The sequence below is a fragment of the Uliginosibacterium silvisoli genome (assembly GCF_036017035.1).
Taxonomy (GTDB): domain Bacteria; phylum Pseudomonadota; class Gammaproteobacteria; order Burkholderiales; family Rhodocyclaceae; genus Viridibacterium; species Viridibacterium silvisoli.
In genome coordinates this window covers 1968837-1992563 of record NZ_JAYXHS010000001.1, presented here as the reverse complement: position 1 = coordinate 1992563, position 23727 = coordinate 1968837, and the positions used below count along the sequence as shown (strand labels likewise).

The 23727-nt window shown below is 60.7% G+C and carries 21 protein-coding genes; 15 read left to right on the top strand and 6 right to left on the bottom strand.

Going from position 1 to position 23727, the window contains the following annotated elements; all coding sequences use genetic code 11:
* Positions 1 to 304: 304 nt before the first annotated feature.
* Together VVD49_RS09065 and otsB are read left to right on the top strand one after the other, a co-directional pair.
* Entirely contained in the window at positions 305 to 2491 is a 2187-nt protein-coding gene (locus VVD49_RS09065; protein ID WP_327598817.1) for an alpha,alpha-trehalose-phosphate synthase (UDP-forming), read from the top strand.
* 48 nt (positions 2492 to 2539) lie between these two features.
* The gene (otsB, locus tag VVD49_RS09060) at positions 2540 to 3298 is read left to right on the top strand and encodes a trehalose-phosphatase (RefSeq protein ID WP_327598816.1); all 759 of its coding nucleotides are present in this window, start codon (positions 2540 to 2542) and stop codon (positions 3296 to 3298) included.
* Between the two features lie 4 nt (positions 3299 to 3302).
* Here the strand turns inward: otsB and VVD49_RS09055 are convergent, their stop codons facing one another.
* A complete protein-coding gene (locus VVD49_RS09055; RefSeq protein WP_327598815.1) occupies positions 3303 to 5510 on the bottom strand; it encodes a diguanylate cyclase domain-containing protein in 2208 nt (735 codons plus the stop codon).
* A 372-nt stretch (positions 5511 to 5882) separates the two neighbouring features.
* Here VVD49_RS09055 and VVD49_RS09050 point away from each other — a divergent pair, with 372 nt between their 5' ends.
* Positions 5883 to 6179 (top strand): hypothetical protein, encoded by a 297-nt coding sequence (locus VVD49_RS09050; protein ID WP_327598814.1) that lies wholly within the window; start codon positions 5883 to 5885, stop codon positions 6177 to 6179.
* Between the two features lie 68 nt (positions 6180 to 6247).
* On the opposite strand, the gene VVD49_RS09045 is transcribed toward VVD49_RS09050, so the two are convergent.
* Entirely contained in the window at positions 6248 to 8464 is a 2217-nt protein-coding gene (locus VVD49_RS09045) for a RelA/SpoT family protein (RefSeq protein ID WP_327598813.1), read from the bottom strand.
* Positions 8465 to 8813: 349 nt separating this feature from the next.
* On the opposite strand from VVD49_RS09045, the gene VVD49_RS09040 reads away from it, so the two are divergent.
* Complete coding sequence (locus VVD49_RS09040) at positions 8814 to 9221, top strand: host attachment protein (protein WP_327598812.1); 408 nt, start codon at positions 8814 to 8816, stop codon at positions 9219 to 9221.
* Between the two features lie 75 nt (positions 9222 to 9296).
* Here VVD49_RS09040 and ispF read toward each other — a convergent pair whose 3' ends face one another.
* Both ispF and ispD read right to left on the bottom strand, forming a co-directional pair.
* Complete coding sequence (gene ispF / locus VVD49_RS09035) at positions 9297 to 9791, bottom strand: 2-C-methyl-D-erythritol 2,4-cyclodiphosphate synthase (RefSeq protein WP_327598811.1); 495 nt, start codon at positions 9789 to 9791, stop codon at positions 9297 to 9299.
* Between the two features lie 71 nt (positions 9792 to 9862).
* Positions 9863 to 10600: a 2-C-methyl-D-erythritol 4-phosphate cytidylyltransferase gene (ispD, locus tag VVD49_RS09030; protein ID WP_327598810.1), complete on the bottom strand. Its 738-nt coding sequence runs from the start codon at positions 10598 to 10600 to the stop codon at positions 9863 to 9865.
* A 146-nt stretch (positions 10601 to 10746) separates the two neighbouring features.
* On the opposite strand from ispD, the gene VVD49_RS09025 reads away from it, so the two are divergent.
* From VVD49_RS09025 to VVD49_RS09000, 6 genes are all read left to right on the top strand, one after another.
* Positions 10747 to 11463 carry a dienelactone hydrolase family protein gene (locus tag VVD49_RS09025; protein WP_327598809.1) on the top strand — a complete coding sequence of 239 codons (717 nt, stop codon included), beginning with the start codon at positions 10747 to 10749 and terminating at the stop codon, positions 11461 to 11463.
* A 79-nt stretch (positions 11464 to 11542) separates the two neighbouring features.
* Positions 11543 to 12688, top strand: a complete 1146-nt coding sequence (locus tag VVD49_RS09020; protein ID WP_327598808.1) for a pectinesterase family protein — start codon at positions 11543 to 11545, stop codon at positions 12686 to 12688.
* A gap of 285 nt (positions 12689 to 12973) precedes the next feature.
* Positions 12974 to 13969, top strand: coding sequence for a hypothetical protein (locus tag VVD49_RS09015; RefSeq protein ID WP_327598807.1), 996 nt, complete (start codon positions 12974 to 12976; stop codon positions 13967 to 13969).
* 72 nt (positions 13970 to 14041) lie between these two features.
* The gene (aat, locus tag VVD49_RS09010) at positions 14042 to 14761 is read left to right on the top strand and encodes a leucyl/phenylalanyl-tRNA--protein transferase (RefSeq protein WP_327598806.1); all 720 of its coding nucleotides are present in this window, start codon (positions 14042 to 14044) and stop codon (positions 14759 to 14761) included.
* A 31-nt stretch (positions 14762 to 14792) separates the two neighbouring features.
* Entirely contained in the window at positions 14793 to 15536 is a 744-nt protein-coding gene (locus tag VVD49_RS09005) for an arginyltransferase (RefSeq protein WP_327598960.1), read from the top strand.
* 102 nt (positions 15537 to 15638) lie between these two features.
* Positions 15639 to 16508: an NAD-dependent epimerase/dehydratase family protein gene (locus VVD49_RS09000; RefSeq protein ID WP_327598805.1), complete on the top strand. Its 870-nt coding sequence runs from the start codon at positions 15639 to 15641 to the stop codon at positions 16506 to 16508.
* A 4-nt stretch (positions 16509 to 16512) separates the two neighbouring features.
* Here the strand turns inward: VVD49_RS09000 and VVD49_RS08995 are convergent, their stop codons facing one another.
* Entirely contained in the window at positions 16513 to 16785 is a 273-nt protein-coding gene (locus VVD49_RS08995) for a helix-turn-helix domain-containing protein (RefSeq protein ID WP_327598804.1), read from the bottom strand.
* A 142-nt stretch (positions 16786 to 16927) separates the two neighbouring features.
* A complete protein-coding gene (gene araD / locus VVD49_RS08990) occupies positions 16928 to 18649 on the bottom strand; it encodes an L-arabinonate dehydratase (RefSeq protein ID WP_327598803.1) in 1722 nt (573 codons plus the stop codon).
* A 249-nt stretch (positions 18650 to 18898) separates the two neighbouring features.
* Here araD and VVD49_RS08985 point away from each other — a divergent pair, with 249 nt between their 5' ends.
* From VVD49_RS08985 to VVD49_RS08965, 5 genes are all read left to right on the top strand, one after another.
* Positions 18899 to 19666 carry a FadR/GntR family transcriptional regulator gene (locus VVD49_RS08985; protein ID WP_327598802.1) on the top strand — a complete coding sequence of 256 codons (768 nt, stop codon included), beginning with the start codon at positions 18899 to 18901 and terminating at the stop codon, positions 19664 to 19666.
* A gap of 58 nt (positions 19667 to 19724) precedes the next feature.
* On the top strand, positions 19725 to 20633 hold the full coding sequence (locus VVD49_RS08980; RefSeq protein ID WP_327598801.1) for an SMP-30/gluconolactonase/LRE family protein: 909 nt from the start codon (positions 19725 to 19727) through the stop codon (positions 20631 to 20633).
* A 230-nt stretch (positions 20634 to 20863) separates the two neighbouring features.
* A complete protein-coding gene (locus VVD49_RS08975; RefSeq protein WP_327598800.1) occupies positions 20864 to 21871 on the top strand; it encodes a TRAP transporter substrate-binding protein in 1008 nt (335 codons plus the stop codon).
* Positions 21872 to 21952: 81 nt separating this feature from the next.
* The gene (locus tag VVD49_RS08970; protein WP_327598799.1) at positions 21953 to 22441 is read left to right on the top strand and encodes a TRAP transporter small permease; all 489 of its coding nucleotides are present in this window, start codon (positions 21953 to 21955) and stop codon (positions 22439 to 22441) included.
* Complete coding sequence (locus VVD49_RS08965) at positions 22432 to 23727, top strand: TRAP transporter large permease (RefSeq protein WP_327598798.1); 1296 nt, start codon at positions 22432 to 22434, stop codon at positions 23725 to 23727. The genes VVD49_RS08970 and VVD49_RS08965 overlap by 10 nt, the downstream gene beginning before the upstream one ends.

Genomic DNA, 23727 nt, shown 5'->3' with positions numbered 1-23727 from the left:
GATGACGCATTCGTGATTCACGCAAGAAACCTCAAAACCCGCGCCATTCCTCGACAATTCTGCCAGAAGCCGACACAATGAATCGATAAAATGCGCACGTTTCAGTTTGTGTTGACGCATGAAAAACCGTCAGCAAGAACACGAAAAACATGCAACCAAATCGTGCAAAAAGTGTCGCAACGGCACGCCGTCCTCGCCCGAAGCAACACCTCCACAACCTTGATACGGATTCCGTTTGATCACCGCACGCACCCTCATTCGATCACTACGCCTTCAGCTCAGGTTCATAGCGCCACTCATCCTGGTGCTACTGATCGCAGCGCTGATGGCCATTCCGCTGATCGACAACATGACGACGCACTGGGTCACGCGCGACCTCAACATGCGTGCCAGCGTCATATCCACGGCCCTCTCCGATTCGATTGCAGAAGCCGTCCAGGCCAATCGGCCGCAGCAACTCGACCCGCTCTTCAAACGCACCTTGCGCGACGAGAAACTGATGGCAATCGCCATCTGCGGGGCCGACGGCGAGATGCTGCACCGTACTGAAGAATTTCCAGCCACCCTCGACTGCAACGAAGCCCAGACCATTGCCGAGCACGATGCGCGGATCCTGCTCAAACAGGGCACGATTCACGTGGCAGTACGTCGCCTCGAATCCGAACGCGGTGGCGTGGCAAACATGATCCTGCTGCACGACATGGGCTTCATTGAGCGCCGCAGCCAGACAGTGCGCACCTATCTCGTACTGATCTTCGCAGCACTCGGCGCGGTGATCTCGATCACCGCCCTGCTGGTCGCACATCTGAGCTGGCGCAACTGGGTGAGTAGCGTCAAGGCAATCCTGCAAGGTGAGAGTCTTGAATCCAGACGCGCGGGTGCGCCGGAACTGGCGCCGCTGCAGGGCGACGTACGCAAGATGCTGCGCCAGCTCGAGGACGAACATCGGCGCGCACATGCCATCGGCGATGAGTGGAATGCCGTGCGCCTGCGTGCAATGCTCAAGTCCGACCTGCGCGATGAACATCTCATCGTCGTCTCCAACCGAGAGCCGTACATCCACGAGCGGCATGGCACACAAGTAGCGCTCGTGCGACCGGCGAGCGGCCTGGTCACGGCACTGGAGCCGATCATGCGCGCCTGCTCCGGCACCTGGATTGCCCATGGCAGCGGCGCGGCCGACCGCGAACAGGTCGACAGCCACGACCACCTGCTGGTCCCCCCGCATCAACCCGCCTACACCTTGCGCCGACTATGGCTGAGCAAGGCCGACGAGGTTGGCTACTACTCCGGCTTCTCCAACGAGGGGCTGTGGCCGCTGTGCCACATCGCACACGTACGCCCCGTGTTCCGGCAGTCTGATTGGGAATGCTACAAGCGCGTCAATCGCGCCTTCGCCGATGCCGTCGTTGCCGAAGCGCGCAGCGAGGATCCACTGGTGCTGGTGCAGGACTTCCACCTCGCCCTGGCTCCGCGCATGATCCGCGAACGGTTGCCAAACGCCACCATCATTTCCTTCTGGCACATCCCGTGGCCCAATCCGGAGTCTTTCGGCATCTGCCCATGGCGCGAGGAATTGCTGCACGGCATGCTCGGCAGCACCATTCTCGGCTTCCACACCCGCTTCCATTGCAAGAACTTCATGGAGACGGTCGACCGCTTCCTCGAGACACGCATCGAGCAGGAGCACTCCACGGTCTCCTTCCTCGGTGAGCAGACCCTGGTGGAGAGCTACCCTATCTCGATCCACTGGCCATCGGATGAAGAACGCGCAGCCTGGCCATCCCTCGCGCAGTGTCGCAACAGCCTGCGCGATCGACTGGGCGTCACGCCAGACCACCTTGTGGCACTCGGCCTCGATCGTTTCGATTACACGAAAGGCATTGTCGAGCGTATGCAGGCCGTCGAGCGCCTGCTGGAAAAGCACCCCGAATTCATCGGGCGTTTCACGCTGGTACAGGTCGCCGCACCTACACGTGGTGAGCTGACGGAATACCAGACGTTCCGGAATCGCCTGGAAGCGCTGGCTTCGCAGATCAATCGCCGTTTCACGCGCGGCAACTACCAGCCGATCCACCTTATCGTCGAACACCAGGAAACAGAGGAAGTGACCAGCCTCTACCGCGCTGCTGATATCTGCCTCGTCACCAGCATCCACGACGGCATGAATCTCGTCTGCAAGGAGTTCATTGCGGCCCGCGATGACGAGCATGGCGTCCTCATACTCAGCCAGTTCGCTGGCGCGTCACGCGAGTTGAGCGAGGCCCTGCACATCAATCCGTATCACGTCGAGGAGACGGCCGATACCCTGCTGGCCGCCATCAACATGCCTCGCGTCGAGCAACGGGAGCGCATGCAAAGCCTGCGCAGCATCGTCCGCGAGCACAACGTCTATGGCTGGGCTGGCGCCATGCTTGCCGATGCCGCGCGCCTGCGTTTGCGCAGTCGCGTACAGGCACGCGTCCAGTCACATCGAAAACGCGCCAACTGATATGCCATACAACTATACAATGCAGCCTTCAGCCATCAGGTGTATTGCATGAAATACATTTTCTCGCCAGACAACCAGGCTGCGCTGCAACAGGCCCTGACAGGCAAAGTCCTGTTCGCCTTCGACTATGACGGCACGCTCGCGCCCATTACGGCGCACTACGCAGACACCAGCACTCCGTCGGTCGTCATCCAGTCGCTGAAGGAGCTGGCAGCAACGCAGAAGGTCGTGATCATTACGGGCCGCTCGGTTGCCGACGTCTCATCACGACTGGGCTTCACGCCGTATGCCATCGTCGGCAATCACGGAGCAGAAGGGCTCGGCAACGCGAATGCGGGCAAGTACGCAGCGCTCGTTGCAGCTTGGCGTACCACGATAGAGACAAGCCATGCCGACGACTTCCGCGCAGCAGGCATAGTCCTCGAAGACAAGGGCTGTTCGCTGTCCCTGCATTACCGGCAGGCGCATGACCTTGCCGCCGCCCGACAACTCATCCTGCAGGCCTGTGCCGCTCTGTCACCACCGGCACGGATCTTCGGCGGAAAATGCATCGTCAATATCACGCCGCATGACGCTCCGGACAAGGCCGACGCCTTGCTCACCCTGGCGCGCACGGAAGGCGTGGACACCGCCGTCTTCGTTGGCGATGACCAGAACGATGAGGTCGTTTTCGAGCGCGCCCCCACGCACTGGCTGACTGTCCGCGTCGGCGAGACGCCGCGTTCAGCCGCCCGTTACTACCTCGAGCGCCAGGCCGAGATGGCGACCTTCATCGAGACGATCCTGCTTCTCCTCGCGCAGCGCTGAGGCCTCAGCCAGCCGGCCGCGCCTCGGCTGCGGGGCCCGCCTCGCTGAGGTGCCAGCGGTTCTTGCCCGAGTGCTTGGCCACATACATGGCGGCATCTGCGCGCGCGAGCAGCGCGTCGATCGACCCCCTCTCGTGCGGCATGTGCATCGCGATGCCGATGCTGGTGGACATCTGCACGGCATGCGCACCGAGCTGGAATGGCATCTGCATCGAGGCAATGATCTTGCCAGCGACGGCGCGGGCATCTACCTCGGCAGCCGTCAGCGCTTCGAGCAGCACCATGAATTCATCGCCCGCCAACCGGGCGACCGTATCGGTCTGACGCACGCTACCCTCGAGGCGGCGCGCAAACTGCCGCAACAGCTCGTCGCCGGCGTCATGGCCCAGCGTGTCGTTGATCTTCTTGAAACCATCCAGATCGAGAAACAACAGCGCGATCGGCTTGCGCCAGCGATCCGCGCGTGCCATGGCATTCGGCAAGCGTTCCAGCAGCGCACGCCGGTTGGGCAACTCCGTCAGCGCATCCTGCAGCGCCTGCCGCTCAAGTTGCATCTCCATGGCCTTGCGCTCGCTGATGTCATGCATCAGGCCGCTGATGACGAGCTCATCGCCGCGCTTGACCACCGACGTACTTAGCTCGACAGGAAACTCGCTGCCATCGCGGCGCAGGGCGATCAGCTCGACGCGTTTGTTGATGATGGGACCCTCACCCGTCGCCAGAAAGTGCGCCATGCCACGACTGTGCGCCTCGTGCTGATGCGCGGGAATGATGGTATCGGCCAGCGAGCGGCCTATCGCTTCGTCGCGCGTCCAGCCGAAGATGCGTTCGGCCTCGCGATTCCAGCCTGTAATCTTGCCCACCGCATCCGTGCTGACGTAAGCCTCGTTGGCATTGCGCAGAATGTCACTGAGCATCGCTTCGCTTTCGCGCGCGGCAACCTCGGCTGCGGCCTGTTCAACCAGCGCACGTCCGAGATGTTCGTTGGCCTCGAACAGGGACTGCGTGCGTTCTTCGACGCGCGCCTCCAGCGAGGCATTGATGCCCTCGAGCTCACTGCTGTGGCGATGCTCGGCCTCGACCATATTGCTGACAGCACGCGAGAGCACGAAAACCTCGTGATAGTCGCCGGCCATGGGAATGTCCGCATGCAGATCACCAGCCCCATAGCGGTCAGCTGCACCGGCAAGTGCGTTCAATGGACGGGCGATGCGTCGCGCCAGCAGGTTGGCCAGCACGAACACCAACAGGCACATGACAGCACTGACCGCCAGCAGGCGCAGTTGCAGCTGCCTGAAGGCTGCAAAGGCAACACCTTCAGGCTGACGCGCCAGCACGATCCAGCCCAGGCCGGGATAGCGCTGGTGTCCCTGGGTGCGGATGTAGCTGGTGGCGTAGCGCTTGCCGTCGGGCCATTTCTCGAAGACATAACCTCGCTTGCCCATCTTGGCGGCTTCCAGGCTGGCGAGCTGAAGCTTGCCACCATCCCGCCCGACAGGGCCCAGCAACACCTCTCCGTCAGCCTTGACGATCCAGATCTCCGTGCTCAACAACTGCAGGCGTGGCTCTATCAGCGCCTCTTGTATGGCGCGCGCCCAAGCCCAGCTCAGATGCGCGCCGAGCGTGCCGAACAATCTGCCGTCGGCCGACCGCACAGGCATGGCGATATCGACGAATCGCCAGGGCTCACGGGCTTGCGGCAGCTTCGCGGCCAACAGCACGGCTGCGTGCACATCGCCCACGAACGGCCCATTCAGCGCGCCCTTGAACCATGGCCGGGCACTGACATTCACGCCCTCAAGAAGCCCCCCAGTCGCGGCCAGCACCTTGCCTTCGGGGTCGGTCACGCCGATCCACGCATAGTCCGTATCACTTTCCTGCAGGCGCTCCAGCGCGCCACGCGCGCTCCCCGGCTCGATGCCCTTGGAGAAAATATTTGCCCCTCCAAGCCGCAGGATGTCTTCGTAGCGCTCCGCCATGCCGCGATCCAGCGAATCGCGCATCTGCCAGGCAATCTGGCTGAGTGAATCGCCCGCTTGCCGCTCTGCATAGTTTTCGGCAAAGCGATCAACGAGAAACAGTAGCGGCAGGATGATGAGAAAGGCGGTTGCCACCACGCCGAGATTGATCCACGCGAACAACCCGAACTTCGGCCTGCCATCGCCGGCACCGGGCTGCTGATTGACTGTGTTCGAGGGTGTATCCAGGCTCACTGTGTCGCCGTCATGACAGGTTGAAAACACGCGCCCACGGCGCCTCTCGAGCAGCTAACGGCAAATGAGGGGCTAGAGTGAAGGGGCGGACAATCTTGCACGCTCCTGTCCTGCAGCTGGTCGCGAGGTGTACCGACGCATTCGCGCGCGGCCAGAGCAAGCGCCAGGTATGAAGATTGCTGATAACGATTTTCTATGAGTAGGATATGGCCGCCGCTCCGGGCACCGCTCTGCAGGCAAGTCGTGCTTTCGAGCCGCTCGTTAACAATTCATACGCATATCTGCTGTAGAGTAATTACAGGAGCATGACGCGTAAGCAGAATGTCGCCTGAACCCTGATCGATTCATAAATTTTCCTGTTGGGAGGTTATTGTGAAAACACTCATTGCTACGCTGATCCTGGCTACGGCCGCAGTATCGACAACGGCTTTCGCACAATCCACCGATCCGGTCGTGGTGAACCGCGAAGCGACCAAAGCCGCCTCCAAGGCTTATGACGAACGCGTTGGCGCGGCCAAGAAGGTTTACAAGGATGCGGTTGCCGCAGCCAAGAAGACCTACGATGCTGAAGTCGACGCCGCCAAGGGCGAAAAGAAGACCGCCGTGGATGCAGCCAACAAGACTCTGGCCGCAACGTCAAAGAAGAACCCCGACGGCACAGCCAAGTAAGACAGTCAAAAAACAGCCGCTTCAGGAGGCCTGAAGCGGCTGTTTTTTTATCGCTACTGCAATCCAGTTCAACAGCGCCGCGCCGAAACAACACCTTCGACTTCGCTGACCTGTTGCAAGATGCGCTGCACCAGTTCGACGCTGCTTACCTCCACCGTGAACTTCATGTAGGCCCGCGGCCCGCGTGAGACCGTGTTAACCCCGATCACGTTGAATTTGTCGCGCGAGAATACGTCCGAAATATCGCGCAACAAGCCCTGGCGATCGTTCGCGTCAATCGCGATGTCGACCGGATAGACCTCGCCCCGTCCGCCGACTTTCGCCACATCCTTCTTGACGAGGCCACCCCACTCCGTCGGCACAAGGCGTTCGGGATGACGCTGCGCGATATTGAGGAAGCTGCGGCAATCGGCACGGTGGATGGAAACACCTCGCCCACGCGTGACGAAGCCCTGTATCGGATCCGGCGGCACGGGCTTGCAGCAACGCGCCAGCTGCGTCAGCAACTGCCCGACACCGACCACCAGCACGCCTTCTGCCGAATGTCCGGCACGGCTCTGGCCGATCACCAGCTCCGGCGCAGTCGGCGCCGGTGCCTCGGTCTGGAAGGCATTCTGGATCTGACGCGTACTGACGTCACCTCGCCCGACACCCATGAAGAAGGTGTGCGTGTCCTTGAAGTTGAGCCTGCCCGCGAGGTCATCGAGATTGGCCTGCGTCTGGCCGAGACGCTGCAGTTCGCGCGTGACGATCGCGCGCCCTTGCGAAGCGGTCTCGTCCTCATCTTGCTGCACGAACCAGCGACGCACTTTCGCACGCGCATTCGACGTCACCAGATAGCCCAACTGCGGATTCAGCCAGTCGCGCGAAGGCGCCCCCTGCTTGATGGTGATGACTTCGACCACCTCACCGTTTTTCAGAGGCGTATCGAGTGGCACCATCACTCCATTCACCTTCGCACCGCGGCAGCGATGCCCCAGATCGGTGTGCAGCCGATATGCGAAATCTATTGGCGTAGCACCCGCCGCCAGATCAAGTACGCGCCCCTGTGGCGTCACGACATAAATCGTGTCATCCAGCGCAGCACGCCGCGTATTCTCTTCCCACTGCGTGACGTCGGACACCTCGTCGCGCCATGACAACAACTGACGCAGCAAAGCAATTTTCTCGTCGTAGGCGCCGTCCGCCTTCTCGCCGCCTTCCTTGTAACGCCAGTGTGCAGCCACCCCCAGTTCGGCATGACGATGCATGTCATAGGTGCGGATCTGCACTTCCAGCGCACGGCCATCGGCGGCACGCACAGCGGTGTGTAGCGACTGGTAGTTGTTGCCCTTGGGCTGACGGATATAGTCGTCGAACTCGTTGGGAATCGGCGTCCAGATGTCATGCACGAGCCCCAGCACGCCATAGCAGTCCTTGACGTCATCAACGATTACGCGCAATGCCCGGATGTCATACACCTGATCAAAATCCACGTTCTTCGAGCGCATCTTGTTGCAGATACTGAAGATGTGTTTTGGCCGGCCATAGATTTCCGCCTTGATGCCATGTTCGGCAATGGCGTTGCGCAGGCGCTCGATGGAATCGGCAATGAAAGCCTCGCGTTCGACACGACGCTCATCCAGCATCTTCGCTACGCGCTTGTAGGTCTCCGGCTCGAGGAAGCGGAAAGAAAGATCTTCCAGCTCCCACTTCAGCTGCCACACGCCCAGCCGGTTGGCCAGTGGGGCATACAGATCGATGCTCTCGCGCGCGATGTCGGCGCGCACCTGTTCCTTGTTCTCGGTGAAGTAGCGCAGTGTCTGCACGCGCGAAGCGAGGCGCAGCAAGATGACGCGCAGGTCCTCGGCCATGGCCAGCACCATCTTGCGCAGGGTTTCCGTTTGAGCGTGCAGATCGGCGGCCGTGGCATTCGGCGCAGGCTTGCTGAGCATGCGCAGACTGTTCAGGCGCGAAAGCCCCTCCACCAGCCGCGCGACAGGTGCTCCGAAACGCGATTCGATCTGCTCGACGTCGTGGTGGCCGTCCGCCCCCACGGCAAACAACAGGGCGGCCAGGCGCGCATCGATATCGAGCTTGAGCGAAACGGCAATCAGCGTCATGCCAAGCGCATGCTGCCAGACGCCTTCGCCACTTCCGAGCGTATGCCCGTGATAGGCGGTCTGTGCCCAATCGATGGCTTGCGCCAGCTGGGCACGTTCGGTTGGCCCAAGGCCTTCGGCCAGCAGGTCTGGCAACGATGCGTCGCCCTGTGTATTGGCGACTGAGTGTTGTACTGAAACCATGCCGAATTATCCCATAGCAGTGGCACCGGGCCCGGCGGCCTTCAGGTATTTGCCCCAAAGTACCTGCCGCCAGAATGCTGCATCGCAGCACAAGCAGGGTGACCCGGAGCGCTGCCGGGCCTCATTCAGACGCACGAATCAGGCCAGTAAGCCGCCCCCGACATGCCTCGTCTCTGGCAGCACACCACTGCCGTAAACCCCATAGTCCGCAGACTATGTTTTTGCCAGCACTCTTCGCACGAACAACTGTAATTATTCTGGTGGCTGAGGGCAGATTGGCTTCCTATGCTTTGAAGTGCTGCGTTCGCAGCGCACATCACATTCCTTGCATCACCTGCCGGAGGCCCGTATGACCACCACCTGGATTCTTGTCGCCAATGCCCGCAATGCACGCCTGTTTGCCAACCATGGTCCGGACAAAGGACTTGAACTGGTGCAGACCTGCGAAGCAGAGGAAGCCGAGACGAGCCCTCCACAAAGTGGTCGCCTTTCGCGTCGCATGGACATGCCCAGACAGACCGCGCGCGGTTTCGCGCACCGATTGGCGAGCGATCTTTATATGGGGCGAAGTCGAGGGCGTTACGCCAAGGCCATCATTGTCGCGCCCCCCTCCTTCATGGGCATGCTCAATGCCGAGCTGGACGGCCCGACGGACAAGATGGTCAGCACGCGCGTGGCCAAGGACTACACGCGAGACGAAGAGCGCGATTTGCGTCAGCACCTGAAGTCCTGCCTGCGTCCTTGGGCCCGCGAATAGCGCAAAGTCAGGCTGATCAATCACAAGAAAAAGGGCGTCCCGCGGGACGCCCTTTTTCACGCACCCGACCAAGTTTCAACCTGCGGAGCGCGCAAGCAAAGCCACCGCCTGTGTCGCGATACCTTCCTGACGGCCCGTAAAACCGAGTTGCTCGCTGGTCTTGCCCTTGATGTTCACGCAGGTCGCCGCGACACCGAGGTCGGCGGCGATATTGGCCACCATGGCGGGCGCATGGGGTGAAATTTTCGGTGCCTGGGCAATGATGGTGGCATCGACATTAACTACCTCCCAGCCAGCGTCGCGCACGCGACTCATCGCCTCCCGCAACAGCACACGACTATCTGCCCCCTTGAATGCAGCGTCGGTGTCAGGAAAGTGTCGGCCGATGTCCCCCAAGCCAGCGGCGCCGAGAATGGCGTCAGTAATGGCGTGCAGCAGGGCATCGGCGTCAGAATGGCCGAGCAGCCCTTTATGGAAGGGAATATCGACGCCGCCAAGGATCAGCTTGCGGCCTTCGACCAAGGCATGCACGTCAAAACCCTGACCGATGCGAAAAGGAACCTGATTCATCTACACAACCTCATAACGGCACACAGAGTGCTCAATACGTTTGCTGGAACGACTCCACGAAGCGCGGAGCGTCATTTTCTCGATTGCAGGATCTGCGCTGCCAGCGCCAGGTCCTGCGGATAGGTGACCTTGAAATTGGTGACGTCGGCGGCGACCAGACGAGGACGCAAACCCAATGCTTCGACGGCACCCGCTTCGTCCGTCACCTGATCGTGATGCGCAAGGGCGCGGCGCAGCAGACCATAGCGAAACATCTGCGGCGTCTGCGCCTGCCACAAGCCATCGCGCGGCACGGTCGCCCCGACCAGAGTGCCATCCCCCGCGTGCACGCGCTTGAGCGTATCGGCGACCGGCACAGCCAGCAGGCCACCGACGGGATCATCCTGCACAGCGTCAATCAGCCCATCGACCTGCGCGACGCTCAGACAGGCTCGCGCCGCATCGTGCACCAGCACCCAATCCCCGTCATCCACCTGCATGGTCGATTGCATGTGTGCCAGCGCATTGCTCACGCTGTGGGCACGCGTTGCGCCGCCCACGAACATCGGCCTCAGGGCGTCACCCAGCGCACTCCAGTCAAAACTGGGCCACCACTCATCATCGGGCGCAAGCACTACGCACACCGCTTCGATACGCTGCACACGCGTCAGCGTCTCCAGTGCATGCCAGAGCAGCGGCCGTTGATTGAGATCAATGTATTGCTTGGGGCGCTCCGCCCCCATGCGACTACCACTACCGGCGGCTGGCACGATGGCGATATGACGGGGAGCGCGGGAAATGGAAGAAGCCGAGTGTGATAGAGCTGACATGGCGGGATTTTACGCCGCGTTTCCGCGCCTCGGTGCCTCCCGCAGTTGGGCTATGCTTCGCCCACTGCGGTTCTTGTACCCGTCAGGCTGGATGCCTGCTCGTGCCGCCCTGGACCGCTTGACCTGACCACCCGCCTACCGAACCGATGAAATTCGCCCTTCGCCATGCCGACATCCGCATCCAGGCCGAACGCGTCTGGCTCGATGCCCTGCTTTCGCACGCACCCGATGTGCGGGGTCTCATCATCCAGGCCGCGCCCTATATCAGCCAGCTGAGCGAATCGCGCGAGAATCATGCCGCCCGACGCTTGCGAGAGGCCGGTTTCGGCACCCTTGTGGTGAGCATGCTGACCCCGTATGAAGAGTCGCGTGACCCGGACGTACGCTATGACGTCTCCTTGCTCACGCGACGCCTGCAGGCGCTCCTCACATGGATCGACCAGCAGCCCCAGCTAACGGGCCTGCCCGTCGGCCTGCTCGCCATCGGTACTGTTGCCGCAGCCGGCGTGAGGCACATTGCACGCGAGCCCGAACGTATCAGCGCCATGACGATTCGCGGCGGCCGGGCCGATCTGGCCGGCGGCGAACCCCTGCGTCGCCTGAGCATCCCGACGCTCGTGCTGGTACCCGGCAGTGAACCTGAACTGCTCGGCCCCAACCAGCAGGCCTACGCCCTGATGGGCTCGCAGGTGAAGGGATGGCAGGAAATCCCGGGCGCCAGTGCCGACCTCATTGAGCCAGGCACGCTGGACTTTGCGGCGAAAGCCGCCAGCGAATGGTTCTCCGCACATGTGCCGGAGCCAAAGCCTGCGGAGGAAACCCCTGCCATTGACGATACGAACACCCCGCCCGCAGCGGACTAGCAACACGCAGCACAGAAAGCAGCATCAATGCAGATTACAAGAGACAAACTCACAGACAAGCATTCCCAAAGGAGAATCCATGAATCCCCATCGCCGTCTTTACCTTGGCGCAAGCCTCGCCTTTCCTCTGACAATCATGCTTGAAGGCTGCGCCAGCACGGCATTCCAGAGTGCGGCCAAGAGTGCGCTGGTAGATGCCGGATACAGCGGCAAGGCCGGCGCGATCGTGGACGGCGTTGCCCAGTTCAAGACGGTGCAACAGGCCCTCGACGCGGCCCCGGACAACTCACCGACGCCATGGCGCATCGCCATCCGCAATGGCCGCTATTACGAGAAGCTGGAGATCACAAAACCGAACATCCGCTTCATCGGCGAAAGTCGCGACAAGACCATCCTGACTTTCGATGCCTACTCGGGCCTAAACAAACCGGGTGGCGGTGGCGCCTGGGGCACCAATGGCTGTGCCACGCTGATCGTGCGCGCTACGGACTTCGCGGCTCTCGACATAACCATCGAGAACGGTTTCGACTACCCGGCCAATGACAAGAAAGACCCGAAAGACCCGACCTACACCAACGCCGGTCAAGCGGTTGCCGTGATGACCGCCAAGGGAGCCGACCGCAGCTTCTTCGCCAATGTGAAAATCACTGGCCACCAGGACACCCTCTTCGTCGACGCGGGTCGCAGCCTGTTCCGGAAGTGCTACGTCAGCGGCAACGTCGACTTCATCTTCGGCGCCGGCCAGAGCGTTTTCGAAGAATGCGAAATCGTCACCCGCCCGCGCACCAAGCCCGGCGTCAATCCAGTCGGCTACGTCACCGCACCCAGCACCCAGATCAGCAATCCTTATGGGCTCGTCTTCGTGCGTTGCAAGCTGATCAAGGAAAACGGCGACGTCCCAGCCGAGTCCAGTCCGTTGGGACGCCCCTGGCACCCCACCACCACCATGCCGGATGGCCGTTACGCCGATCCCAATGCCATCGGCAGCAGCGTCTTCATCGAATGTTTCATGGAGGACCACATCACCTCCGACGGCTGGGCCGCCATGGCAGGCACACAGAAGAGCGGCCCGGACCGCGTGTGGTTCCAGCCCGAGGATTCACGCTTCTTCGAATACAAGAGCAGCGGCCCGGGCGCGAAGACTGGCGCCAAGCGCCGCCAGCTCAGCGACGCGCAAGCAGCGGATTACGCCATTCCCAAGCTGTTGGGCGACTGGAAACCCTGAGCCGCTCATTACCTCTCTGCGCATGCGTGAGCCATGCCGCCGCCCCTGAACGCAGGGGCGGCGGCAGCTCTTCACGCTCGTCTGCGCATATGCCTACGGGCTTTTTATCCATTGAATTCGAGTATCGTTCTGCGGGGTAGCACCATAGCCAGCCCTTCTGGGCAGTGGCGTTTGCTGCGCGCACGATGAAGCGACAATACGCTGCGGCAGCCTGGCCGAAGTCGGCCAGAGCCACGCATCCGATTTGCGCTGCACGCAAGCAAACAACAATTCAAGGGGATATCCATGTCACACCGGCAACTGACTTTCAGAGTCATCATCGGCATCGCTGCGCTCTGCGTCAGCATCTCGAGCGACGCCATGAACTATTACAAGAACAATGGTGTACTAAAGCTCTCCGGCAAAGCCGACGCCTCCGACCTGACAAAGCTGAAGGAATCGCTCAGCCCGGATATCACGACAGTCATCGTCGCCGAGCCCACCGGAGCCGCCTGGGCCTTGTCGCGCGATCTCGCGGAGATCGTTGAAAACGCCAAGGTCACGACGGTATTGCAAGGCTGGTGCGAAGGGTTCGTCTGTCCTGCAATGTTCCTTGCCGGCAAAGAACGCATGTTCAGCGGTATCGCGCGCCCGGAAACCATGTATGTGAGCCTGCCGATATCCACCGGGAATTTCCCGCCAACTGGCGAGGATGCTCGTCGCCCTTGGTCAGACTTGACCGACTGGTGGCGTGAGCACACAAAACTCGGCCGCACGGAATTATGGCCTCGTCATGCGCCCGCACTGCGCTCAAGCATTGTGGCGCGGGTAGAACATCTGAAATTCTTCCACCCTTCAGCCAAGACGTCGAAAGGCTCCGCCATCGAATGCTGGGGAGAGAAGCAGGACTTTCTGAACTGCGTCCCCATGAGCGACAACCGCGATGCGCTTGACGCGGGAATCATTACCACGCTTGATCGATATGTCCCGGCAGACAAGAAAGAAATCACGCAAGATATCGCCCCGCCACCACCAAGCACGTTTGCCAAGCTGGAAGACTCTCCACTGAAAGTCGAAAAACTCAACGAGAAGTGTGAAGCGACGTACGAAGAATTTCTTCGCCACGACTCGCCCCGCGCTTTCGTTGTAAGCGCCAGCGGCGGCTGCTATTTCTCGTCGGCAATCGTCTTCACGCCCTACTCCAGTGCGATGGGCAAATGCCAGAAGGCCACAAAGAACGACTGCCAGTTTTACGCAGTTGACGACAAAGTGGTCTTCGCGGGATTCAAGCCCGCTCCTTGAACGGCATGCGCCGATTGTATTGACCCCACAAGAGGGGCGACACTTCGCGGTGTCGCCCCTTTTTCATTTCCCATGATTCCCTGGCTTGACCCTCGTTCACAACCGGGCTTCCCGCCTGTGCGCCGTGCCCTGACCGAGCCCAACGGGCTGCTGGCCGCAGGAGGCGAGCTATCGCCGGAGTGGTTGCTGACGGCCTACGAGTACGGCATCTTCCCCTGGTTCTCGGCCGGCGAACCTATCCTGTGGTGGAGCCCAGACCCCCGCATGGTGGTCTTCCCCCATGAGCTGCGCTTGACCCGCTCGCTGCTCAAAACCCTGCGCAATGAACATTTCGAGGTGCGCTGTGACACGGCCTTTGCGCAGGTGATGGCGGCATGTGCGGCACCACGCGAGCCGGGCGGAGGAACCTGGATCAGCCCTCAAATCCAGGACGCTTATTGCCGTATTCATGAGATGGGCTGGGCGCACAGCATCGAGGCATGGCGCGAAGACGAATTGGTCGGAGGTCTTTACGGAGTCGCCATCGGCCGGGTTTTCTACGGGGAGTCCATGTTCCATCGCGCGACAGATGCGTCAAAAGTCGCGTTCGCCCATCTGGTAAGACTGCTTGAGCGACTGAATTTCGCCGTGATAGATTGCCAGATGAGTACAGATCATCTGCGCTCGCTGGGTGGGCGCGAATGGCCCCGCGAAGAGTTCCAGGCCGGCCTGAAAGTCTGGACGCAAGAAAACGTGAGGCCCGGCAGCTGGGCTAAGGAATGCATGAGATTCGATTGGCGCTCGCAAGCATGAACACGACAACGAAGAGGCTCGGGCAATGTCCCTGCTGAAGGATCTCCCCTATTCCTTCCTGCAGTTCTATGCGACGGCGCCTTACGCATGCTCGTACCTGCCAGAGCGCACCGCGCGTTCGCAGGTAGCCACACCGAGCCACATGATCGATACGGCGCTCTACAGCGAGCTTGTGCAGAGTGGTTTCCGCCGGAGTGGGGTTTTCACGTATCGCCCGTATTGCGACGCCTGCCAGGCCTGCGTCCCTGTGCGTATCCGCGTCGCCGATTTCAATGCCGACCGCAGCCAGCGTCGTGCCTGGAAACGCCACTATCAGCTCGTTCCCCGCGAACATGCGATGACTTTTCGCGATGAGCACTACGACCTCTACCAGCGCTACCAGCAGTCTCGCCACGCCGGCGGAGGCATGGACCAGGACAGTCGCGAGCAATACACGCACTTCCTGCTGCAAAGCCAGGTGGACACGCGCATGGTCGAGTTTCGCGATCCTGACGGCGCATTGCGCATGGTATCGGTCATCGACTGCCTTACCGACGGCCTGTCCAGCGTTTACACCTTCTTCGATCCAGATCTGCCGCATGCCAGTTTCGGCACTTACAGCATCCTGTGGCAAATCGAAGCCTGCCGGATGATGGATCGGCCCTACCTGTACTTGGGCTACTGGATCCGCGACTCCGTCAAGATGAACTACAAGCAGCGTTTCCGCCCCTTGGAAGGCCGTGTGACGGGCGAGTGGCGGACGCTGTCTGATGAAGACATGGCGCTACTCGGCTAAGCGCAGCTCTTGCCCGGTTATTCGGTTAACCACAAGAGACCAGCATGCCCTCATGCATGGCATTATTGCGGACCCTGAACGAATCACCCGATCAGCGTCTCGATGACCGACAAGCCCTTTCAACGCGTTGTGCTCACAGGTGCCGCCGGCAAGCTAGGTAGCGTGCTGCGCGAGCCCTTGCGCGCGCTGAGCGCGACGCTGGTGCTCTCCGACATCAGTGAACTGGGCTCGCCGCTGCAAGCAGGGGAAGAGTTCGTCGTTTGCGACCTGGCAGATCATGGCGGCGTCGCCCAGCTCGTGGCCGGCGCAGACCTGATCGTGCATTTTGGCGGGGCTTCCCAGGAGCAGGCTTTCGAACCCATCCTGCAAGGCAACATCATTGGCCAGTTCAATCTGTACGACAACGCACTGAACAGCGGGGTCAAGCGCGTCATTCTCGCCAGCTCGAATCACGTGACGGGTGGCTACCGCGCGGATGAGGTCATCGATGCGAGTCAGCCCATGCGGCCCGACGGGCTGTATGCCGTCAGCAAGGGCTATGGCGAGTTGCTGGCGCGCTTCTACCACGACCGCCACGGGCTTGAAACCGTCAGCCTGCGCATCGGCACCTGCATTGCCAGACCCAAGAGCGCCCGCTGCCTTCACGCCTGGCTCAGCTACGGAGACCTGGTTGAGCTCGTACGTTGCGCCGCCCTGGCGCCAAGCGTTGGCTGTGCCGTCGTGTATGGCGTTTCCAACAACCAGCAGTCATGGTGGCGCGGAGACGATGCAGAGCGCATAGGCTACAAACCACGAGACAGTGCCGACAGCTATCGCGAGGAGCTCGCGAGCCTGCGCCCCAATGACGTCGCACCGCCCTGGCAGGGCGGCAACATCTTCATGCGCGACTATCGCAAACCGGAAACGCTAGGCACTTACAAGCCGAGTGAGCCGCCGGTACAGGCAGACCCCGACGTCAGCCACGATTGCTGAGCCGTCAGGCGACGGTAGCACTCTCGGGCGCAGCGCTGGCCTGACGCACTTTCGCCAATCTGCCCGGCTCCGGGCCAATGACGTAGTTGCCGTCCGGCAAGCGAACAACATAACCCGCGCGTAACAAGGATTGCAGAAGCCGCAGGATGGTGCTCTTGTAAAGCCCGGTGCGTCGCGCCAGAAGAGCCAGGCTAAGCGCCGTATCTTCTTCGCGAAAAGCCGAGAGAATCAATAACGCACGATCTACTGCTGCAACGCCAGACTGTGCTTCGCTCATGATGATGGGACCCGGGGATAATAGTTATCCTCCGGTATAGCCACTTTGCGCAGTCAGCGCAAATGCCATATGCAAATTTTTGTAGAAAGCCCGTCAAGCAAGCGGAATACTCCACAAAATTTACAGAAAACGACATGCCACATCAGTAAATGTCGGGCTCCACAGTGGGCGCACCCGCTTCGAGAAAGTCGAAATCGCATCCATCGTTGGCTTGTGTGACGTGCGTCTCGAACAAGCGCCCGTAGCCCCGCCCATGGTGAGGCGCAGGGCGCTGCCAAGCAGCACGTCGCCGCGCCATCTCGGCATCGTCGATCAGTACATTGAGGCTGCGTGCAGAGACATCCAGTTCGATCAGATCTCCATCCCGCACCAGGGCCAACGGGCCACCCACGAACGACTCCGGCGCGACATGCAATATGCATGCGCCGTAACTTGTGCCGCTCATGCGCGAGTCGGAAACCCGCACCATGTCGCGGACACCCTGCTCCAACAGTTTCTTCGGTATTGGCAGCTGCCCCCATTCGGGCATACCCGGAGCCCCCAGCGGACCCGCATTGCGCAAGACCAGCACGGATTCGGCAGTCACAGGCAAGTCCGGGTCATCGATGCGCGCTGCAAGGTCGGCACGGCTGTCGAACACGACAGCTGGCCCCGTATGCCGCAACAAGGCCGCCTGCGCAGCCCCGGGCTTGATGACAGCGCCGTCCGGCGCCAGGTTGCCGCGCAGGACGGCAATGCCATCACACGCCAGCAAGGGCTTGCCCACAGGTCGAATGACCTCCTCGTTGAAGGACTCGGCACCCGCGAGGTTCTCGCCAAGGCTCCGCGCGTTCACGGTGAGGCAATCCAGCGACAGCAGATGCGGGATACGTGCCAGCAAGGCGCGCAGGCCCCCGGCATAGTAGAAATCTTCCATCAGGAAGCGCCCCGCCGGGCGCAAGTCCGCTAGTAGCGGCGTGCGGCGTGCCAGCACATCGAAACGATCCAGCGTCAGCGGCACGCCTGCACGACGCGCCATGGCGATGAGGTGAATGACGGCATTGGTCGAACCTCCCAAGGCCAGGACCGTGACAATGGCATTATCAAAAGCGGCAGGCGTCAGTATCTGGTCCGGCCGCAAGTCCTCCCACACCATGTCGACGATGCGCTTGCCGGTCTGAGTCGCCATGCGCGGGTGTGCCGAATCAGCCGCCGGGATCGAGCTCGCGCCCGGCAGGGTCAGACCGAGCGCTTCGGCAGCACTGGTCATCGTCGATGCCGTGCCCATGGTCATGCAATGCCCCGGCGAGCGTGCAATGCCTTCTTCTATCTCCTGCCAGTCGGCCTCGCTGATCTTGCCGGCACGCAAGGCATCCCAGTACTTCCAGGTGTCCGACCCCGAGCCCAGCACCTCACCACGCCAGTTCCCGCGCAACATCGGCCCCGCCGGCATGAAAATGAACGGCAACCCCATGCTGGTGGCCCCCATCACCAGCGCGGGCGTCGTCTTGTCGCAGCCACCCATGAGCACGGCCCCATCCACGGGATGGGAGCGCAGCAATTCCTCCGCCTCCATCGCCAGGAAATTGCGGTACATCATGGTCGATGGTTTCTGAAAAGGCTCTGACAAAGAGATCGCCGGCAACTCGATCGGAAAGCCTCCTGCCTGCCAGATGCCGCGCTTGACCTCCTCGACACGCTGCTTGAAATGCGTGTGGCAAGGATTGATCTCGCTCCAGGTATTGAGAATGCCGATCACGGGCTTACCCGCATAGTCACTGCGATCAAAGCCCATTTGCGCGGTGCGTGAGCGATGGCCAAAGGCACGCAGATTGTGCGCGCCGTACCAGCGATGACTGCGCAATTCTTCAGGCTTCTTCGACATGCGTGCGGACTCCGAGCGGGGGAAAATGAAAACCGGGACGACCCGGATTGTGGACAGCCGATAGTGGTGAGCGACAACTGCTTTGTCAAACATTGTCAAACGGAATCAGCCGACGTTTGAGAGCGTGATTTTCCTCAATCCAAGTACTGTACAGCCCCCGCACGCAATGGATTAGAATGCCCGCCAGACATACATCCCGCTTTACAACTCGACATGCTGTAAGACAACAACCAGTCCGGAACGGGAGCGATGGCAGATAACACCGCAGCGAAAATCGAAGCAGACGCATCGGAGATCATCACTTCGCCACGCGTGGAAGTCGGGACAAGAGGTGTCAACCGGGTTGATACCGTCTATGCCAGCATCATGGATGCAATGTCGAACGGGGAGTTCCCGGAGAGCGGCCGTCTGCCGACCGAGACCGAACTGGCGCAACGCTTCGGCGTGTCGCGGCCAACCGTGCGCGAAGCGCTCTCGCGTTTACGTCTCGACGGCCTGATTGCCTCTCGTCGCGGCTCCGGCAGCTTCGTACTGCGTCGGCCGGATCGCAACATCAAACGCTTTGCTCCCATCGAAAGCCTGGCCGACGTCCAGCGCTGCTTTGCCTACCGCATTGCGCTCGAATCCGCCGCTGCGGGCCTAGCTGCCGAACTGCGCACCCCACGAGATCTCGACGAGATTGCCCGCGCGCTGGAGCATCTCGATCGTGTCCGCGAACAAGGCACGCTGGGCGTCGACGAAGACCTCCAGTTTCACCTGGCTATCGTACGCGCCTCGCAAAACATCTTTTTCGTCACCGCGCTGGAAATGGTCGGCGACCAGATGCGCGTTGCCATGCAACTCTCACGCAGTCTGTCACTCGAACGCAGCAAGGTACGCCGTGAAGTTGTGCAGGCGGAACACCGCGAGATCGTGAACGCGATCGACAAAGGCTCCTCCGTAGAAGCGGCTGAAGCCATGCGTCTGCACCTGGGCAATGCGCGGCGCAGGCTATTCGAAGGGCCGCAATCAGAGTAAGTTTGATGGCCCACACCACTCAGGCCATGGGCAGCACCGTCAGGGAACACAGGCAGCAATGAACCCGCGCAGCGAAATCACGGTCGGCCCCGAAGCGGTCGTCTCACTACCGTTCTCCAGCAGTTGTGGAGAGAGCCCATATTGGTCGCCGGTAGACGCCGCCTTTTTCTGGGTGGACATTCCCGCAGGGCGCATCCATCGCTGGTCACCAGCAGATAACGGCAGCGCCTCATGGCAACTACCCGAGCAAATCGGCTGCATCGTCCGACAACGCAGCGGAGGGGTGCTCGCAGCATGTGAGACCGGTATCTATTCCGCTGCGCTACAGAGTGCGCAAGCCACGGTAGTCAAACACGCCAGCATCGAACACCCCGCAGCCGGCATGCGCTTCAACGACGGTCGCTGCGATCGCCACGGCCGGCTCTGGGTCACGACCTTCATGACCAGCAGCGACAAGCGCGCCGTAGGTGGCCTGTTCCGCTACACCACAGCGGGTTTGAGCGAAGCCTTGCTGGATGGATTCATGACCCCCAATGGCATGGCTTTCAGCCCTGACAACCGCACGCTCTACATTGCGGACTCGCATGCGTCGGTGCGCAAGGTCTGGGCCGTCGATTTCGACATCGACGACGGTGTGCTCGGCACGAAACGCGTGTTTGTCGACCTCGCTGGTTACGCAGCGCGCCCCGATGGCGCGGCGATCGACACTGATGGCTGCTACTGGGTGGCCGGCATGGATGACGGATGCATCATGCGCTTCACGCCGCAGGGGGCGCTTGACCAGGTGATCCGCTTGCCGGTGCGTCACCCCACCATGTGTTCCTTCGGGGGGCCGGACATGAAGAGCATGTTCATCACATCACTCAAACGCAGCAACATTGCAGCCGAACTCGACCCCCTTGCAGGCAATGTCCTGTGCATTACGCCGGGCGCGCAGGGCATCATCGAGGAGCCTTTTGCAGGCTGAATTTGCGACTTTTAAATCATGTGCAGTGCAGCAAAACATATAGAGCCGCAGCACAAAATAATTACCGGCATTGCATGGTATCTTCGCACGGCGATAGCCGGCCAGACCGGTGCCGTGCGAAACAAGTAACCTGAACTTCGATCAGGACCAAGAGGCGGTTCCCGGCACGTCGGGAACCAGTGAGTTATCGATTTATCGATTGAATCTGTCACGTGATAGGAGATACACAAATGATGCGTGCTTCAAAACTGGCTGTAGCGACTCTGCTGGCCATTGGCTGCCTGAATGCGGTTCACGCGGCCGATGCGCCGAAGATCGCTCTTCGCGCCTCCGACATCTGGGATGATGACTACCCGACCGTGCGCGCACTCAAGAATGCAGGCGAACTGTTGGCTCAGCGTACCAACAACCGTATCACCCTGAAGGTGTTCTCCAACGGCTCCCTTGGTTCCGAGAAAGAAACACTGGAGCAAGTGAAGACCGGTTCGCTCGACGTCGTGCGCGTGAACATCTCGCCGATGAACAACATCTGTCCTGAAACGGCCGTGCCTGCACTGCCCTTCCTGTTCCGCTCGGTTGACCATCTGCACACCGTGCTCGACAGCAAGATCGGTGAAGAAATCCTGAAGACCTGCGAACCGATGGGCTATGTCGGTATGGGTTACTACGACAGCGGCGCACGTTCGATCTACGCCAAGAAGCCTGTGCGCAACCTGGCCGACGCCAAGGGCATCAAGATCCGCGTTCAGCAATCCGACCTGTGGCTGGCCGTTGCTTCGGCAATGGGCGCAAACCCGACACCGATGCCTATGGGCGAAGTGTACACAGCACTCAAGACCGGTCTGATCGATGCGGCCGAAAACAACATTCCTTCGTACGAGAACGGCAAGCACTTCGAAGCCGTGAAGTTCTACTCGATGACGGAACACTCGATGGCGCCAGAAGTCATTATGTTCTCGAAGAAGAAGTGGGACACCATCTCCGCTGGCGACCAAGCCATCATCAAGCAGGCTTTCCGCGACTCGATCCCGCTGAACCGTCGCGCCTGGGCTGAACGTGAAAACAAGTCCATGCAGAAGCTGCTGGCAGGTGGCGTGACCGTCGTGAAAGACATCGACAAGAAGTCCTTCCAGGATGCGATGGGCCCGGTTTACGCGAAGTTTGCTGGCACCGACAACATGAAGAAGCTGGTGAAGGCCATTCAGGACACACCTGACACCCTGCCAGCCAAGAAGTAATCGCGTACTGAAGCTTCAACCGTAGCAACCCGGCCGCCGTTCTGGCGGCCGGTTTTTAACACTTCACAGGAGGGTCCGCAGATGTACACACGCCTCTGCGCAATGCTGTCGAAACTCAGCCTGCAGATAGCAGTGGCCGGATTGATCGTGGTCATCTATTGCGTGCTGGCGCAGGTTTTCGGCCGCTATGTATTGAACAACACCCCGACTTGGGCTGAACAGACCGCCCTGCTTGTCATTCTCTACGTCGCCCTGCTCGGTACTGCAGTGGGCGTGCGCGATGCGGGCCACATTGGCCTGGATTCGTTTCTGGTCATCCTTCCGGCAAGGGTCCGCGAACGCATCGAACTCCTCATTCACGCGCTGCTGATCACGTTCGGCGGCATCATGGCTTACTTCGGTACGAAGCTGGCCATCGCACAGTGGAATATCCCGATTGAAGCACTGGGCTTGCCCGATGGCACCCGCTACGTTCCGCTCGCACTGTGTGGCGCATTGATGGTGCTTTTCTCGATCGAACACATCATTGCCACCCTCAAAGGTACGGAGGTTGAACCAGCATGGCACTGACCATCCTCAGCATTTCTTTCTTCATCTTCCTGATCCTGGGTGTCCCGGTCGTATTCGCGATCGGCCTCGGGTCTGTCGTCACGCTGTTGTATGAAGGCTGGCCCATCGACACGCTGTTCCAGAAGATGGTGGGAGACAGCGGCATGCACGTGCTGTCCTTCCTCGCAATTCCGTTCTTCATCTTTGCCGGTGAGCTGATGCTCTACAGCGGCATTGCCGATCGCATCGTCAGATTCGCCAAGGCCCTCGTCGGCCACGTGCGTGGCGGTCTGGGCATGAGCAATGTGGTGGCTTGTACCCTGTTCGGCGGGATTTCCGGTTCGGCCGTGGCTGACGTCTCAGCCATGGGCGCCGTGCTGATCCCCGTGATGAAGCGCGAAGGCTACGATGCCGACTACGCCGTCAACGTCACGACGCACGCGGCACTGGTTGGCGTGCTGATGCCCACCAGCCTGAACATGATCATCTTCTCGCTCGCCTCGGGCGGCAAGGTATCGGTGTTCGATCTGATCCTCGCTGGCATCATCCCTGCGATCCTGCTGACCGCAGCCAACCTCCTGGCCGCCTACTGGGTAGCCGTGAAGCGCGGCTACCCGAAAGGTGAATGGCAAGGCTGGAAGGAAGTGCTCGTCACCTTTGGTGGTGCACTGCCAGGCCTGTTCGTGGTGGTGATCATTCTGGCGCTGATCGTCGGCGGGGTATGTACCGCAACCGAATCGGCCTCCATCGCCGTGCTCTGGGCGCTGATCCTGTCGGCATTCGTTTACCGCTCGCTGAGCTGGGGGCAGTTCATCGCCGCCTGCGCCAAGGCCGTGAAGACCACTGGCATGGTGCTGACCCTGATCGGCATCTCGGCAATGTTCGGCTACTTCATGGCAATCTACTCGGTGCCCGAGCTGGCTGGCGAGTGGATGTCCCAGGTCTCGAGCTCGCCCTGGGTGATCTTCCTGCTGATCAATATCGCCTTGTTCGTGCTTGGAACCTTCCTCGACATGGCGCCGACGATCCTGGTGTGCACACCGATATTCATGCCGATTGCTGCCCAATACGGCATGGATCCGATCCAGTTTGCCATCGTCATGATGCTCAACTGCGCACTCGGTCTGAACACACCGCCCGTGGGCACGACGCAGTTTGTCGGTTGCGCGATCGGCGAGATCTCGGTGGGGCAAGTCATGAAAACCATTCTGCCGTTCTACGGCGCTCTGGTCGTCGTGATGCTGTTCATCACCTACATTCCGGCCTTGTCGCTGTGGCTGCCACAACTGGTGCATGGATTGAAGTAA